Raw genomic sequence first — 14175 nt, 5'->3', positions numbered from 1 at the left:
TCGGATCGCGGCCTCGATCCGACCTCCGTCCTCCACAGACTGCCTCGCGCCGTTGTCGTACGCGAGCCGTACTCTGGGCCCCATGCAGAGCGCCTCGGACCGGCACGAGTACCCCGCCCACTGGGAGGCCGACGTGGTGCTGCGCGACGGCGGCACCGCGCGCATCCGCCCCATCACCGTTGATGACGCCGAGCGCCTGGTCAGCTTCTACGAGCAGGTGTCGGACGAGTCGAAGTACTACCGCTTCTTCGCGCCCTACCCGCGACTGTCCGCAAAGGACGTCCACCGCTTCACGCACCACGACTTTGTGGACAGGGTGGGACTCGCGGCCACGGTCGGCGGCGAGTTCATCGCAACCGTACGCTATGACCGCATTGGCGCCGACGGCATGGCCGCCTCCGCACCGGCCGACGAGGCCGAGGTCGCCTTCCTCGTGCAGGACGCCCACCAGGGCCGTGGCGTCGCCTCCGCCCTCCTCGAACACATCGCGGCCGTCGCCCGCGAGCGCGGCATCCGCCGGTTCGCCGCCGAGGTGCTCCCCGCCAACACCAAGATGATCAAGGTGTTCACGGACGCCGGCTACACCCAGAAGCGCAGCTTCGAGGACGGCGTCGTCCGCCTGGAGTTCGGCCTCGAGCCCACCGAGCGCTCCCTGGCCGTGCAGCGCGCGCGGGAACAGCGCGCCGAGGCCCACTCGGTACGGCGCCTGCTGGTGCCCGGCTCCGTCGCCGTCGTCGGCACCGGCCGCACCCCCGGCGGCGTCGGCCGCAGCGTCCTCGGCAACCTGAGGGAGGCCGGCTTCACCGGGCGCCTGTACGCCGTCAACAAGGCGTTCCCCGAGGATCTCGAGGACCTCGACGGCGTGCCCGCCCACCGCTCCGTGCGCGAGATCGAGGAGCCCGTCGACCTGGTGGTCGTCGCCGTCCCCGCCGAGCAGGTGCCCGAGGTCGTCACCGAGTGCGGCGAACACGGCGTCCAGGGACTGGTGGTCCTCTCCGCCGGCTACGCCGAGAGCGGCCCCGACGGACGCGAGCGCCAGCGCGCGCTCGTCCGGCACGCGCGCGCGTACGGCATGCGGATCATCGGCCCCAACGCCTTCGGCGTCGTCAACACCTCCCCGCAGGTGCGGCTCAACGCCTCCCTGGCCCCGGAGATGCCCCGCCCGGGCCGGATCGGTCTGTTCGCCCAGTCCGGCGCCATCGGCATCGCCCTGCTCTCCCGCCTCCACCGGCGCGGCGGCGGCGTCACCGGCACCACCGGCGTCTCCACCTTCATCTCCTCCGGCAACCGCGCGGACGTCTCCGGCAACGATGTCGTCCAGTACTGGTACGACGACCCCGACACCGATGTCGCCCTGATGTACCTGGAGTCCATCGGCAACCCGCGCAAATTCACCCGACTCGCCCGGCGCACCGCCGCGGCGAAGCCGCTGGTGGTCGTCCAGGGCGCCGGCTCCGCCCCGCAGGGACACGCCGTCCGCGCGACCCGGCTGCCGTACGCCACGGTCTCCGCGCTGCTGCGCCAGGCCGGGGTGATCCGCGTCGACACCATCACCGAACTGGTCGACGCGGGCCTGCTGCTGGCCCGTCAGCCCCTGCCGACCGGGCCCCGGGTGGCCATCCTCGGCAACTCCGAGTCCCTGGGGCTGCTGACGTACGACGCCTGCCTCTCCGAGGGGCTGCGCCCGCTGCCGCCGCTGGACCTCACGACGGAGGCGTCGGCCGAGGACTTCCACGCGGCCCTCGCCCGGGCGCTGGCCGACGAGACGTGCGACGCGGTGGTGGTCACGGCCATACCCGCGATCGGCGAGACCTCCCCCGGGGACGCGGAACTGGCCGAGGCACTGCGCTCCGCCGCGGCCGCCGCCCCCGCCAAGCCGGTCCTCGTCGTCCACGTGGAGCTCGGCGGCCTCGCGGCGGCCCTGTCGGCGGCGACGAGCACCGCGCCTCGCACCGAAGCGGCCGCACGCGCGCGTGCCACGGCCTCCGAGGGCGGGCCGCAGCCGCGCGCCGCCGTCGAGGCACCCGAGGGCGCTCACCTCATCCCGGCCTACCCCGCCGCCGAACGCGCCGTGCGGGCCCTCGCCGAAGCCGTGAAGTACGCCCGGTGGCGCCGCGAGGCCGCCGACCCCGGCAAGGTGCCCGAGTACGAGGACATCGACGAGAAGGGCGCCGCCCGGCTCATCGAGGGGCTCCTCGCGCGCGGGCAGGGCCTCACCCTGGGCACCGAGGAGACGTGCGAGCTGCTCGGCTGCTACGGCATCCGCACCCGCCGCGCGATCCCCGCGCCCACTCCCGACGACGCGGCACGGGCCGCGGCCTCCCTCGGCTACCCCGTCGCCCTGAAGGCCACCGCCCCGCACCTGCGCCACCGCGCCGACCTGGGCGGCGTCCGCCTCGACCTCGCGGACGAGGAGCAACTGCGGAGGTCGTACGCCGAGCTGACGGAGCTGTTCGGGAAGCCGGAGGAGTTGCGCCCGGTCGTCCAGGCGATGGCCCCGCGCGGGGTCGACACGGTCGTGCGCGCGGTCATCGACCCGGCGGCCGGCGCCGTGCTGTCCTTCGGGCTCGCCGGGGCCGCCTCCCAGCTGCTCGGCGACATGGCCCACCGCCTGGTCCCGGTCACCGACCGCGACGCGACCTCCCTGGTCCGCGCGATCCGCACGGCCCCCCTGCTGTTCGGCTGGCGCGGCTCGACCCCCGTCGACACCCCCGCCCTGGAGGAGCTGCTGCTGCGCGTCTCCCGGCTGGTCGACGACCACCCCGAGGTCGTCGCCGTCACCCTGGAACCCGTCGTCGTCGCCCCGCACGGCCTGAGCGTCCTCGGCGCCTCGGTCCGCCTCGCCCCGCCGCCCGCGCGCGACGACCTCGGTCCGCGGACCCTGCCGGCGTACTGAGGGGTCGGACATGGAGCAGCGCGCCACCGCCCTCGCGCTCCCCGAGGGCTCCTGGTGGGACTGGGACGTGATCGCCTGGGGCCCCGCGGAGTTCCGGCTTGCGGCCGGCCACGACCTCACGTACCACCACGGACTCGAGCTGGTCTTCGGCGACCCGGCCTTCGTGGCGTGCCCCGCCGCCTTCCACGACCCCGTCTTCCGGGAGCCCACACCCGACGAGCTGCTGCGGCTGGCCCGCCGGCTCGGCGAGGCGCCGCCCGTCGTGGTCGCGTTCGAGGCGGACGCCGGCGGAGCCGAGCCCGTGCCCTGCCTGGTCGCGGCGGAACGGATGGAGATCGTCCAGGAACACGTCCAGAGGTACTGGAGCGCGGACCCGGCGCCCGGCCGGCGGTTCGCGCCGTGGGTGCGGCCTCCGGCGAGGTGAGACACGGCCGCCGGCCCGGTGAGAGGGACCGGCCCCTGTCGCAACCGCCGGGGTTGCCCTTGACTGGCCCGGACCGCCCTTACCCACGGATTAGGATGGACGGCATGGCCAAGACCAGTACGACGACCCAGGGGCTGCGCGCGGCGATCGAGCGCAGCGGCTACTACCCGGCCCTCGTGGCCGAGGCGGTGGAGGCCGCTGTGGGCGGCGAGCCCATCTCGTCGTACCTGGTCCACCAGGAGACCACGTTCGACCAGAACGAGGTCCGCCGGCATGTGACCGTGCTGGTCCTCACCGGCAACCGCTTCATCGTCAGCCACACCGACGAGCAGGCCGCCGACACCACCTCCCCGACGCCGTACGCCACGACGTCGACCGAGTCCGTGAAGCTCGGCCGGATCTCCTCGGTGGTGGTCAGCCGGGTGGTCGCCAACCCCGAGTCGTACACCCCGGGCACCCTGCCCCGCGAGGTCGTGCTGACCATCGGCTGGGGCGCCGTCTCCCGGATCGACCTGGAGCCGGCCGCCTGCGGCGACCCCAACTGCGACGCCGACCACGGCTACACCGGCAACTCGACGGCGGACGACCTCAGCCTGCGCGTCAGCGAGGCGGGCGACGGCCCGGAGACGGTGCGCCAGGCGCTCGCCTTCGCGCAGGCGCTCTCCGAGGCCACCGCGGATCTGACCCGCTGATGGCGCAGCCAGCCTGGGACCATCCGGAACCCCTCCCCGTCGCCTCCGCCCCCGTCCCCGAGTACGGCACCGGCTCCCTCGCCGATCTGCTGCCCACCCTGGCCGCCGGGATGGGCGTACCCGGCACGACCGCGGCGATCGGGGAGCTGACCCCGGCCGACCGCAACTGTGTCTTCCTGATCGACGGCCTCGGCTGGGAGCAGATCAAGGCCCACCCGGACGAGGCGCCCTATCTGCACGGGCTCCTCGGCACCTCGCGCGGCGGCACCGGACGCCCGCTCACCGCCGGCTACCCGGCGACCACCGCGACCTCCCTCGCCTCCGTCGGCACCGGTCTCCCGCCGGGCGCCCACGGCCTGCCCGGCTACACCGTGCGCAACCCGGCCACCGGCGAGCTGATGAACCAGCTCCGCTGGCAGCCGTGGACCTCCCCCGGCCCCTGGCAGCCGTACCCCACGATCTTCCGGCTCGCCGACGAGGCGGGCGTGCACGCCGCCCAGGTGTCCTCGCCGACCTTCCAGAACACCCCGCTGACCAAGGTCGCGCTCAGCGGCGGAACGTTCCACGGGCGGCTGACCGGCGAGGAGCGCATGGACCTCGCCGCCGAGCAGCTCGCCGCCGGCGACCGCTCCCTGGTCTACACCTATTACGCCGAGCTGGACGGCGCAGGCCACCGCTACGGCGTCGCCTCCGACACCTGGCGCGGCCAGCTCATGTACGTCGACCGGCTCGTCCAGCGCCTGGCCGAGCAGCTGCCGGCGCGGAGCGCGCTCTACGTCACCGCCGACCACGGCATGGTCGACGTGCCCTTCGACGAGCAGCACCGCATCGACTTCGACGAGGACTGGGAGCTGCGCGCCGGGGTCGCCCTGCTGGGCGGCGAGGGCCGCGCCCGCCACGTCTACGCCGTACCGGGCGCCGCGGCCGACGTCCTGACCTGCTGGCGCGAGGTGCTCGGCGAGCAGTTCTGGGTGGCCTCTCGGGACGAGGCGATCGCCGCGGGCTGGTTCGGGCCCCGGATCGACGAGCGGGTGTACGACCGGCTCGGCGACGTGATCGCGGCCGCCCGCGACGACGTCCTGCTCATCGCCTCCGAGCGGGAGCCCAAGGAGTCGGCGATGGTCGGCAACCACGGTTCCATGACCCCTGCCGAGCAGCTCGTCCCGCTGCTCGAAGTACGCTCCTGACGCCCCGCACCCTCCCCTCCGCCACCTCCTTCTCCGCCTCCTTCTCCACCGAAAGGTGCTCAACTCCCCATGCCCGAGCTGGTGTTCTTCTCCGGAACCATGGATTGCGGGAAGTCGACGCTGGCTCTCCAGATCGAGCACAACCGCTCCGCGCGCGGCCTCCAGGGCATGATCTTCACCCGCGACGACCGCGCGGGCCAGGGCAAGCTCTCCTCCCGGCTCGGCCTGGTCACCGACGCGGTCGAGGTCGAGGACGGCCAGGACCTGTACGCGTACCTGGTCGACCACCTTTCCCAGGGCGGCCGCGCGGACTATGTGATCGCGGACGAGGCGCAGTTCCTCGCCGAGGAGCAGATCGACCAGCTCGCGCGCGTGGTCGACGACCTTGGCATAGACGTCTACGCCTTCGGCATCACCACCGACTTCCGCTCCAAGCTGTTCCCCGGCTCGCAGCGGCTCGTCGAGCTCGCCGACCGGGTCGAGGTCCTCCAGGTCGAGGCCCTGTGCTGGTGCGGCGCCCGCGCCACGCACAACGCCCGCACGGTGGGCGGCGTCATGGTCGTCGAGGGCGCGCAGGTCGTGGTCGGCGACGTCAACCAGGCCGACACCATCGGCTACGAGGTCCTGTGCCGCCGCCACCACCGACGCCGTATGACAGCGGCCTCGGCCCACGCGGCGGCCCTGTCACCGGACGTACTGCCGGTGCAGCACCTCTAGGGACCGTTCTCAGCGCGGCCCCTGGATCAGCGCGAAGCGAGCCCCCTCCGGGTCCGCGACGGTCGCCACGCGCCCGTGGGCGCTCTCGCGGGCCGGTGCGAGGACATGCCCGCCCAGGTCGGTGACGAGGGCGAGCGCGGCATCCGTGTCGGCCACCTCGAAGTACGTCATCCAGTGCGGCCCCCGGTCCCGGGGCAGCGCGTTGCCCACACCGTGGATGCCGGCCACCGGGCGCCCGGCGATGTGCAGGGTGACGTAGTCGAAGTCGGCAGAGACCTCCGCCTCCTGCTCGTAGCCGAACACCGTCTCGTAGAACTTGGCGACCCCGGTGGTCTCGAAGGTCAGCAGCTCGTTCCAGGCGGGCGTGCCCGGCACGCCGGTGATGCCGGTGCCGAGGTGGGCCGCCGCCTGCCAGACGCCGAAGACCGCGCCGGTGGGGTCCGAGCCGATCGCCAGGCGCCCGGCGTCCGCCGCGTCCAGCGGGCCGACGCCGATCGTGCCGCCGCACAGGCGCACCGTTTCGGCGGTGGAGTCCACGTCGTCCGAGGCGAGGTACGGCGTCCAGGCCACCGGCAGATGGCGGTCCGGCGGCAGTTGGCCGATTCCGGCCACCTCACGCCCGTCGAGCACGGCCCGGACGTAGGGGCCGAGCTGCTGCGGACCGGGTTGGAATTCCCAACCGAACAACTCGGTGTAGAACTCCTGGGTCGCCGTCAACCCGTGCACCATCAGACTCACCCAGCAGGGTGTGCCGGGCGCGTACCGAGCGTGCGCTGTGCCGCCGGGTTCGGCCGACCCACGTGCCTCGGTCATCGTCACCTTCTCCTCGGCCTTGGTGGTGGCCGTGTCGCTTCCGCCCTCGGAGGATGCCTGATGGGGGGTTTCTCATCGGTTTACGCGCGGTTGTCGCCGTATGTCGATCGTCTGTACGGCATGTGCTCGAACCCGTACGCCTCGTGACCGAGGCTGTCCGGCCGAGCAGAGTAGCCGGACATGGACGTGGGGGCCACCCCGTGCGCGAGGATGGGGGCCATGAACGCCATCATCTCCGCATCCGAACTCGCGAGCGACCTGGCCGGGGAGCACCCGCCGGTCGTCCTCGACGTCCGCTGGCAGCTCAGCGTGGCCAAGGCGGCGGGCGAGCCGCCGTTCGACGGCCGGGTCGCCTACGAGGCCGGGCATGTGCCCGGCGCGGTCTACGTCGACCTGGACCGGGAGCTGGCGGGGGCGCCCGGCGCCGCCGGCCGGCATCCGCTGCCCGACCTCGCGGAGTTCGGCGCCGCGATGCGCCGCGCGGGTGTCTCGGCGGCCCGCCCGGTGGTCGTGTACGACGGCGGACAGGGCTGGGCGGCGGCCCGCGCATGGTGGCTGCTGCGCTGGACGGGTCACCCGGACGTGCGGGTTCTGGACGGCGGGTTGCCGCGGTGGAGCGGAGACCTCTCGGTCGACGTCCCCGCGCGCGTGGAGGGCGACTTCGAGCCGGTCGCGGGCGCCGCGGGCCTGCTCGACGCGGACGACGCCGCCGCGCTCGCCCGCTCCGGAGTGCTGTTCGACGCGCGCGCGGGGGAGCGCTACCGGGGCGAGGTCGAGCCGATCGACCGAGTCGGCGGGCACATCCCGGGGGCCGTTTCCGCGCCGACGAACGAGAACGTGGGCCCGGACGGCCGCTTCCTGCCCGCGGAGGAACTGCACGACCGCTTCAAGGCGCTGGGGGCGTCCGACGGCGCCGAGGTGGGCGTGTACTGCGGTTCGGGCGTCTCCGGCGCCCACGAGGTGCTGGCACTGGCCGTGGCGGGCGTCCCGGCGGCGCTGTACGTGGGTTCCTGGTCGGAGTGGTCCTCGGACCCGTCCCGGCCGGTCGCCGTGGGTCCCGACCCGCAGTGACTTTCCTCGCACACGCTACGTACGGGAGGGCCGCACCGAACAGGTGCGGCCCTCCCGTACGTATGAACCGGTGTGCGAACCGTTGCGAGTGAACCCGCGGGCGCCTCGACCGAGGCGCCCGACTCGGGCTCACCGCTGCCGTGCGGCGGCTTACTCCTGCTTCTTGCGCCGGGTCCCGAACACGATCTCGTCCCAGCTCGGCACCGCGGCGCGGCGGCCCGGACGGACGCCGTCCGCCTCGGCCTGACGGTCGGTGGCACCGATCAGCCGGTCGCGATGGCTGCCGACGGAGCGCGGCATGAGGACGTCGGCGTAGGCGGACCCCGCGGAGGCGGCGGGCGCCGGGGGCTCCTCGGCCTCCGGTTCCTGCTCCTCGGGCTCCTCGGGGGCCTCGGCCGGACGCTCCGGGACCACCATGTCGCCCCGGAAGCTCGGCACCGCCTCCAGCAGGCTGGTCAGCGAGTCCCGCTCCCGCTCGCCGGTGATCTCCTCGGCCGGCTCGGACGGCTGGGCGGGCAGGCTCGGCCGCTCCAGCGCGCGGTCCATCGAACGGTCGCGCGGCAGACGGGCGATACGCGGGACGAACGGAAAGCTGGGCTCCGGCGCGGCGAGGTCGTCGGACTCGCCGATCAGCGAGCGCGCCTCGTCGTCGACGGCCTGGACGAGCCGCCGGGGCGGGTCGTACGTCCAGCTCGCCGAGTGCGGTTCGCCCGCGACCCGGTAGACCAGCAGGACCTCCCAGGTGCCGTCGTCGCGGCGCCAGGAGTCCCACTGGACGGTGTCCTTCTCGGCGCCGCGCAGCAGCAGCCGCTCCTGGACGGCCTCGCCGAGCTGGGGACCCGCGTTCTCACCGGGCCGGCGCACGGGCGTCTTGCGGGCCCGCTCGGCCATGAAGGCACGCTCGGCCAGCACGGGGCCCTCGAACCGGCGTACGCGGTCGACGGGGATGCCCGCCATCTGCGCGACCTCTTCCGCGGTCGCGCCGGCACGTATGCGTGCCTGGATGTCGCGGGGGCGGAGATGGCTCTCCACCTCGATCTCGATCTGGCCGAGGCGGGGACGGTCGCCGCGGACAGCTGCGCGCAGACGCTCGTCGATCGGAAGCGTGTACTCCGTGCTGTCCGCAGCCTTCAGCACCAGCCGTGTGCCGTCATTCGAGACGGCCACGACACGCAGTTCGGGCATGGGGACCTCCCGGGTGGTGCCTGCCGACGTCACGTGCGTCGCTGCTTCCGCTAGTCGAGTGTGGCCTGCCCGGGTGCAGCCTGCCACAACCTTGCCGAGTTGCCCGGCGTGTCGGGCACGGGCCCTGGATCGCCGTTATGGCACGGTTACCTATTCGCCACGCTAAGTCACCAACGCCGTCACCCTGTGCAACTAGCCCCCCTCTTGGCGGTCCAGCGCGGCCCCGGACACCCCGAAGGGAGGCCGGGCCCAGGGCTCGCAACAGTACTCCATTTGGGCCACGTGCGTGGATTGGCACGCCGCCCAACTTCTGGCAAGAACCGGGACTTGGCCGCCGTGAAGCGCTTTCGGTGATCTTGGAAGTGGCGTACTTCACGCAATCTCCGGAATCACCCGAAGCATCCGCTACGCCCCCAACACCCTCCGCAGGTAGTCGTTCTGGAACCGGCGGTCGGGGTCCAGCCGGTCCCGCAGCGCGGTGAACTCGCCGAAGCGCGGGTACACCCGGGAGAAGTACTCGGCGTCCCGCGTGTGGACCTTGCCCCAGTGCGGTCGGCCCTCGTGCGCGGTCAGGATGCGCTCGGCGGCGGTGAAGTACGCCTGGTAGGGCGTGCCCTTGACCATGTGGACGGCGATGTAGGCGCTGTCCCGGCCGGAGGCGGTGGACAGTGTGATGTCGTCGGCCGGCGCGGTGCGCACCTCCACGGGGAAGCTGACCCGAAGGCCGGACCGCTCGATCGTCGTCCTCAGTTCGCGCAGCGCCCCGGTGACGGCCGCGCGCGGGAGGGCGTACTCCATCTCCACGAAACGCACCCGGCGCGGGGACGTGAAGACCTTGTACGGGATGTCGGTGTAGGTGCGCGCGGAGAGGGCCTTGCTGGAGAGCCGGGCGATCGACGGGATCGTGCCGGGCGCCGCGCGGCCGACCCACTGGGCCACCTGGAAGACGCCGTTGGAGAGGAACTCGTCCTCGATCCAGCCCGGGACCTGGCCCACCGGCCTGCGCGGGCCCGCGCTGCGGTTGTTGCGCTTGGTGTTGGTGCTGCCGGTGTGCGGGAACCAGTAGAACTCGAAGTGCTCGTTCTCGGCCCAGAGTTCGTCGAAGTCGGCGAGCACCCGGTCGAACGGCATCGGCTCCTCGCGCGCGGTGAGCAGGAAGATCGGCTCCACGGCGAAGGTGATCGCGGTGACGATCCCCAGCGCGCCGAGACCGATCCGGGCGGCCGCGAAGACCTCCGGGTTCTCCTTCTCGGAGCAGGTGAGCACCGAGCCGTCGGCCGTGACCAGCTCCAGGCCCTTGATCTGCGCGGCGATCGAGGCGGACTCGCGGCCCGTGCCGTGCGTGCCGGTGCTGGTGGCCCCCGACACCGTCTGCTCCATGATGTCGCCCATGTTCGTGAGCGACAGACCCTCGCGCGCGAGGGCCATGTTGAGTCTCTTGAGCGGTGTGCCGGCCTCCACCGTGACGGTCATCTCGTCGCGGTCGATGCCGCGGATCCCGGTCAGCAGCTGAGGGCGGATCAACACACCGTCCGTGGCGGCGATCGACGTGAAGGAGTGGCCGGTGCCGACCGCCTTCACCTTCAGCCCGTCCTCGGCGGCCCCGCGCACGGCCTCGGCCAGTTCGTCGACGGACGCGGGGGTGACCTCCCGCGCGGGCCGGGCGGTCACATTGCCGCCCCAGTTACGCCACGTGCCGTTCTTCGCGCTCGCTGTGCTGCTCAACGGTGCCTCCCCGACCCGGCGCCGGCCTGCTGAGCCGGCGGTACCCCAGGAATCCGACCGCGACCGCGACGGCCCCGGCGACCGCCGGAACCCCGTACCCGGCCTGTGCACCGGCCGCGTCGATGACCCAGCCGGCGATGGAGGAGCCGAGCGCCACCCCGACCGCGAGCCCGGTGCTGATCCAGGTCATGCCCTCGGTCAATTGTGCGCGTGGTACGTGCTCTTCGATGAGGGACATCGTGGTGATCATCGTGGGAGCGATGGCCAGGCCCGCAACGAACAGCGCCACGGCCAGAAACGGCAAGTTTCCGACCAGTAGGAGGGGGATCATACTCACGGCCATCATGAACACGCCCAGCAGCCAGCGTCGTTCCGGTGCCCCCTGGGGGCGCAGCAGCCCGAACACCAGCCCGGCGACGCAGGAGCCGGCCGCGTAGAGCGCCAGGACGACGCTCGCGGCGCCCTTGTGGCCCTGCTCGTCGGCGAAGGCGACGGTGACCACGTCGACCGCCCCGAAGATCGTCCCCGTCGCCACGAAGGTGGCCACCAGGACCTGGAGGCCGGGGGAGCGCAGCGCGCTGCCGGCGCCGTGCTGCGCGCGCGGGTGCGGCGCCGGCTCGGTGCCCCGCTGGGCGGTCAGCCAGAAGACCCCGACCGCGAGGAAGCAGCCCGCGAGCAGCGGGCCCGCCTCCGGGAACCAGGCGGTCGACAGACCGATCGAGATGATCGGGCCGAAGATGAAACACACCTCGTCCACCACGGACTCGAACGAGTACGCGGTGTGCAGCTGCGGGGTGCCCCGGTAGACGGCCGCCCAGCGGGCCCGGACCATCGCGCCGAGGCTCGGCACGGCTCCGATGCCCGCGGAGCACACGAACAGCACCCAGTCCGGCCACCGGAAGTGGGCGGCCAGCAGCAGCCCGGCCGCGGCCGCCAGCGCGACCAGCGTCGCGGGGCGCAGCACCCGGCGCTGCCCGTGCTGGTCCACCAGACGCGAGATCTGCGGTCCGACGAGCGCGGCCGACAGCGCGATGGTCGCCGACAGGGCGCCCGCGAGGCCGTAGCGCCCGGTGAGCTGGGAGACCATCGTGACCACGCCGATGCCCATCATCGACAGCGGCATCCGGCCGAGGAACCCCGCGGCGGCGAAGCCCTTGGAGCCGGGGGCGGCGAACAGGGCGCGGTACGGGCTGGGCACGGCGGTCTCCGGGGGTCCGGTCACGCGCGCGTGCGGCTTCGCGCGGCATGAAGGAGGGCGGCTCGTAGGCCTTCGGTCACGCTCGGTAAGGCGTAAAGGTGGCCCATACAGCTTACGAGTTAGGTAACCCTAACGCACCACTCGCGCACCGCCCGACGCAGCCGGCGGCCCCGGGCGGCGCGCTGGCCCGCCCCCCCCCCGCCGTTTCCCGGCCGTCAGCGCCGGGTGGCAGGATCGACTCCATGCCAGACGCGCTCGATGCCACCCCCTACGACGCCCTGCTCCTGCTCTCCTTCGGCGGCCCGGAAGGCCCGGACGACGTGGTCCCGTTCCTGGAGAACGTGACGCGAGGGCGCGGCATCCCCAAGGAACGCCTCAAGGAAGTCGGGCAGCACTACTTCCTGTTCGGCGGGGTCAGCCCCATCAACGACCAGAACCGCGCCCTGCTGGACGCCCTGCGCAAGGACTTCGCCGACCACGGCCTGGACCTGCCAATTCATTGGGGCAACCGCAACTGGGCCCCGTACCTGACGGACACCCTGCGCGAGATGGTCGCGGGCGGCCACCGCCGCATCCTCGTCCTCGCCACCAGCGCCTACGCCTCGTACTCGGGCTGCCGCCAGTACCGCGAGAACCTCGCCGACTCGCTGGCCGCCCTGGAGGCCGAGGGCCTGCCGCTGCCGACGATCGACAAGCTGCGGCACTACTTCAACCACCCGGGCTTCCTGGAGCCCATGATCGACGGCGTGCTCGAGTCCCTCGCCGACCTCCCCGAGGACATCCGCGACGGCGCCCACCTCGCCTTCACCACCCACTCGATCCCGAACGCCTCGGCCGACACCTCCGGCCCCGTCGAGGACCACGGCGACGGCGGTGCGTACGTGCGCCAGCACCTGGACGTCGCGCGGCTGATCGCCGACGCCGTCCGTGAGCGCACCGGTGTCGACCACCCCTGGCAGCTCGTCTACCAGTCCCGCTCCGGCGCCCCGCACATCCCCTGGCTGGAGCCCGACATCTGCGACCACCTGGAGGAGCGGCACGCGGCCGGCGTCCCGGCGGTCGTGATGGCCCCCATCGGCTTCGTCTCCGATCACATGGAGGTCCTCTACGACCTCGACACGGAGGCGACGGCCAAGGCCGAGGAGCTGGGCCTGCCGGTGCGCCGCTCGGCCACCGTCGGCGCCGACCCGCGCTTCGCCGCCGCCGTCCGCGACCTCGTCCTGGAGCGCGCCGCCGCCGAGAGCGGGCGGCAGGTCACCCCGTGCGCCCTGGGCACGCTCGGCGCGAGCCACGACCTGTGCCCCGTCGGCTGCTGCCCCGCCCGGGCGCCCCGGCCCGCCGCCGCGGGCGCCGACAGCCCCTACGCGTGAGGAACCCCGTGACCGACCCCCTCCACACGGACCTGCTCGCCCTCGCCCGCGAGGCCGCCCGCCGGGCCGGCGAGCTGCTGCGCGACGGCCGCCCGGCCGACCTCGCGGTCGCCGCCACCAAGTCGAGCCCCATCGACGTGGTCACCGAGATGGACATCGCGGCCGAGAAGCTGATCACCGGCCTGATCGCCGAGCACCGCCCCGACGACGGCTTCCTCGGCGAGGAGGGCGCCTCCAGCGAGGGCAGCACCGGCATCCGCTGGGTGATCGACCCGCTCGACGGCACGGTGAACTACCTGTACGGCCTCCCCACCTGGGCCGTCTCCATCGCGGCCGAGCAGGACGGCGAGGCCGTCGTCGGCGTCGTCGAGATCCCGATGCGCGGCGAGACGTACCACGCGGTGCGCGGCGGCGGGGCCCGGGCGACCGGCGCCTGGGCCGGCGAGCGCGTCCTGGCCTGCCGGCCCCCGGCACCCCTCGACCAGTCCCTGGTCTCCACCGGCTTCAACTACGTCGCCGAGGTCCGCGCCCACCAGGCCGACGTCGCGCAGCGGCTGATCCCGCTCCTGCGGGACATCCGGCGCAGCGGTTCGGCCGCCGTCGACCTGTGCGACGTGGCGGTCGGCCGTCTCGACGGCTACTACGAGCGCGGGCTGCACCCCTGGGACCTCGCGGCGGGCGACCTCATCGCCCGGGAGGCGGGCGCGCTGACCGGTGGACGCCCCGGAGAGCGCCCGGCACGCGATCTGGCGATCGCCGCCACCCCGGCCGTCTTCGAGCCCCTCCAGCGCCTGCTGGAGGACTTCGGCGCCTGGCACGACTGATCGCTCGCCCCGCATACGCGAAGGGGCCCCGGCGCTGGATTCGCCGGGGCCCCTCCGTCGTACGTACGAACCG

12 protein-coding genes are annotated in these 14175 nt (G+C 73.3%); 8 read left to right on the top strand and 4 right to left on the bottom strand.

The features are described from left to right. Positions 1 to 82 precede the first annotated feature (82 nt). The 5 genes from ACZ6D7_RS28055 (at position 83) to ACZ6D7_RS28035 (ending at position 5916) form a co-directional block, all read left to right on the top strand. A complete protein-coding gene (locus ACZ6D7_RS28055; protein WP_469496374.1) occupies positions 83 to 2896 on the top strand; it encodes a bifunctional acetate--CoA ligase family protein/GNAT family N-acetyltransferase in 2814 nt (937 codons plus the stop codon). A gap of 10 nt (positions 2897 to 2906) precedes the next feature. Next, positions 2907 to 3320 (top strand): hypothetical protein, encoded by a 414-nt coding sequence (locus ACZ6D7_RS28050; RefSeq protein ID WP_469496372.1) that lies wholly within the window; start codon positions 2907 to 2909, stop codon positions 3318 to 3320. A gap of 95 nt (positions 3321 to 3415) precedes the next feature. Continuing rightward, complete coding sequence (locus ACZ6D7_RS28045; RefSeq protein ID WP_469496371.1) at positions 3416 to 4012, top strand: DUF5998 family protein; 597 nt, start codon at positions 3416 to 3418, stop codon at positions 4010 to 4012. Further along, complete coding sequence (locus tag ACZ6D7_RS28040) at positions 4012 to 5199, top strand: alkaline phosphatase family protein (RefSeq protein WP_469496369.1); 1188 nt, start codon at positions 4012 to 4014, stop codon at positions 5197 to 5199. Before ACZ6D7_RS28045 ends, ACZ6D7_RS28040 begins: the two co-directional genes overlap by 1 nt. Positions 5200 to 5268: 69 nt before the next feature. Continuing rightward, the gene (locus ACZ6D7_RS28035) at positions 5269 to 5916 is read left to right on the top strand and encodes a thymidine kinase (protein ID WP_469496367.1); all 648 of its coding nucleotides are present in this window, start codon (positions 5269 to 5271) and stop codon (positions 5914 to 5916) included. A 9-nt stretch (positions 5917 to 5925) separates the two neighbouring features. Here ACZ6D7_RS28035 and ACZ6D7_RS28030 read toward each other — a convergent pair whose 3' ends face one another. Next, positions 5926 to 6729 carry a VOC family protein gene (locus ACZ6D7_RS28030; RefSeq protein WP_469496365.1) on the bottom strand — a complete coding sequence of 268 codons (804 nt, stop codon included), beginning with the start codon at positions 6727 to 6729 and terminating at the stop codon, positions 5926 to 5928. 219 nt (positions 6730 to 6948) lie between these two features. Between ACZ6D7_RS28030 and ACZ6D7_RS28025 the strand changes: the two genes are divergently transcribed. Next, on the top strand, positions 6949 to 7800 hold the full coding sequence (locus ACZ6D7_RS28025) for a sulfurtransferase (RefSeq protein ID WP_469496362.1): 852 nt from the start codon (positions 6949 to 6951) through the stop codon (positions 7798 to 7800). Positions 7801 to 7950: 150 nt separating this feature from the next. Here the strand turns inward: ACZ6D7_RS28025 and sepH are convergent, their stop codons facing one another. The 3 genes from sepH to ACZ6D7_RS28010 all read right to left on the bottom strand — a co-directional run bounded on the left by sepH (position 7951) and on the right by ACZ6D7_RS28010 (position 11908). Continuing rightward, entirely contained in the window at positions 7951 to 8985 is a 1035-nt protein-coding gene (gene sepH / locus ACZ6D7_RS28020; RefSeq protein ID WP_469496359.1) for a septation protein SepH, read from the bottom strand. A gap of 405 nt (positions 8986 to 9390) precedes the next feature. Next, positions 9391 to 10710 (bottom strand): D-arabinono-1,4-lactone oxidase, encoded by a 1320-nt coding sequence (locus tag ACZ6D7_RS28015; RefSeq protein ID WP_469496356.1) that lies wholly within the window; start codon positions 10708 to 10710, stop codon positions 9391 to 9393. Next, positions 10670 to 11908, bottom strand: a complete 1239-nt coding sequence (locus tag ACZ6D7_RS28010; RefSeq protein WP_469496354.1) for an MFS transporter — start codon at positions 11906 to 11908, stop codon at positions 10670 to 10672. Before ACZ6D7_RS28010 ends, ACZ6D7_RS28015 begins: the two co-directional genes overlap by 41 nt. 242 nt (positions 11909 to 12150) lie before the next feature. Between ACZ6D7_RS28010 and ACZ6D7_RS28005 the strand changes: the two genes are divergently transcribed. Next, entirely contained in the window at positions 12151 to 13278 is a 1128-nt protein-coding gene (locus ACZ6D7_RS28005) for a ferrochelatase (RefSeq protein ID WP_469496349.1), read from the top strand. An 8-nt stretch (positions 13279 to 13286) separates the two neighbouring features. Continuing rightward, positions 13287 to 14102 carry an inositol monophosphatase family protein gene (locus tag ACZ6D7_RS28000; RefSeq protein ID WP_469496346.1) on the top strand — a complete coding sequence of 272 codons (816 nt, stop codon included), beginning with the start codon at positions 13287 to 13289 and terminating at the stop codon, positions 14100 to 14102. Positions 14103 to 14175 lie beyond the last annotated feature (73 nt).

Source organism: Streptomyces sp. NPDC041784, assembly GCF_055591025.1.
Note: the sequence above shows the minus strand (reverse complement) of the source record. Positions and strands in the feature narration are given on the sequence as shown.

What these genes read in the sequence shown, in the direction of transcription:
- ACZ6D7_RS28040 (WP_469496369.1), top strand. Translation starts at nt 4,012, where the DNA reads ATGGCGCAGCCAGCCTGGGACCATCCGGAACCCCTCCCCGTCGCCTCC.
- ACZ6D7_RS28035 (WP_469496367.1), top strand. Translation starts at nt 5,269, where the DNA reads ATGCCCGAGCTGGTGTTCTTCTCCGGAACCATGGATTGCGGGAAGTCG.
- ACZ6D7_RS28025 (WP_469496362.1), top strand. Translation starts at nt 6,949, where the DNA reads ATGAACGCCATCATCTCCGCATCCGAACTCGCGAGCGACCTGGCCGGG.
- ACZ6D7_RS28030 (WP_469496365.1), bottom strand. Translation starts at nt 6,729, where the DNA reads ATGACCGAGGCACGTGGGTCGGCCGAACCCGGCGGCACAGCGCACGCT.
- ACZ6D7_RS28055 (WP_469496374.1), top strand. Translation starts at nt 83, where the DNA reads ATGCAGAGCGCCTCGGACCGGCACGAGTACCCCGCCCACTGGGAGGCC.
- ACZ6D7_RS28005 (WP_469496349.1), top strand. Translation starts at nt 12,151, where the DNA reads ATGCCAGACGCGCTCGATGCCACCCCCTACGACGCCCTGCTCCTGCTC.
- ACZ6D7_RS28050 (WP_469496372.1), top strand. Translation starts at nt 2,907, where the DNA reads ATGGAGCAGCGCGCCACCGCCCTCGCGCTCCCCGAGGGCTCCTGGTGG.
- ACZ6D7_RS28045 (WP_469496371.1), top strand. Translation starts at nt 3,416, where the DNA reads ATGGACGGCATGGCCAAGACCAGTACGACGACCCAGGGGCTGCGCGCG.
- sepH (WP_469496359.1), bottom strand. Translation starts at nt 8,985, where the DNA reads ATGCCCGAACTGCGTGTCGTGGCCGTCTCGAATGACGGCACACGGCTG.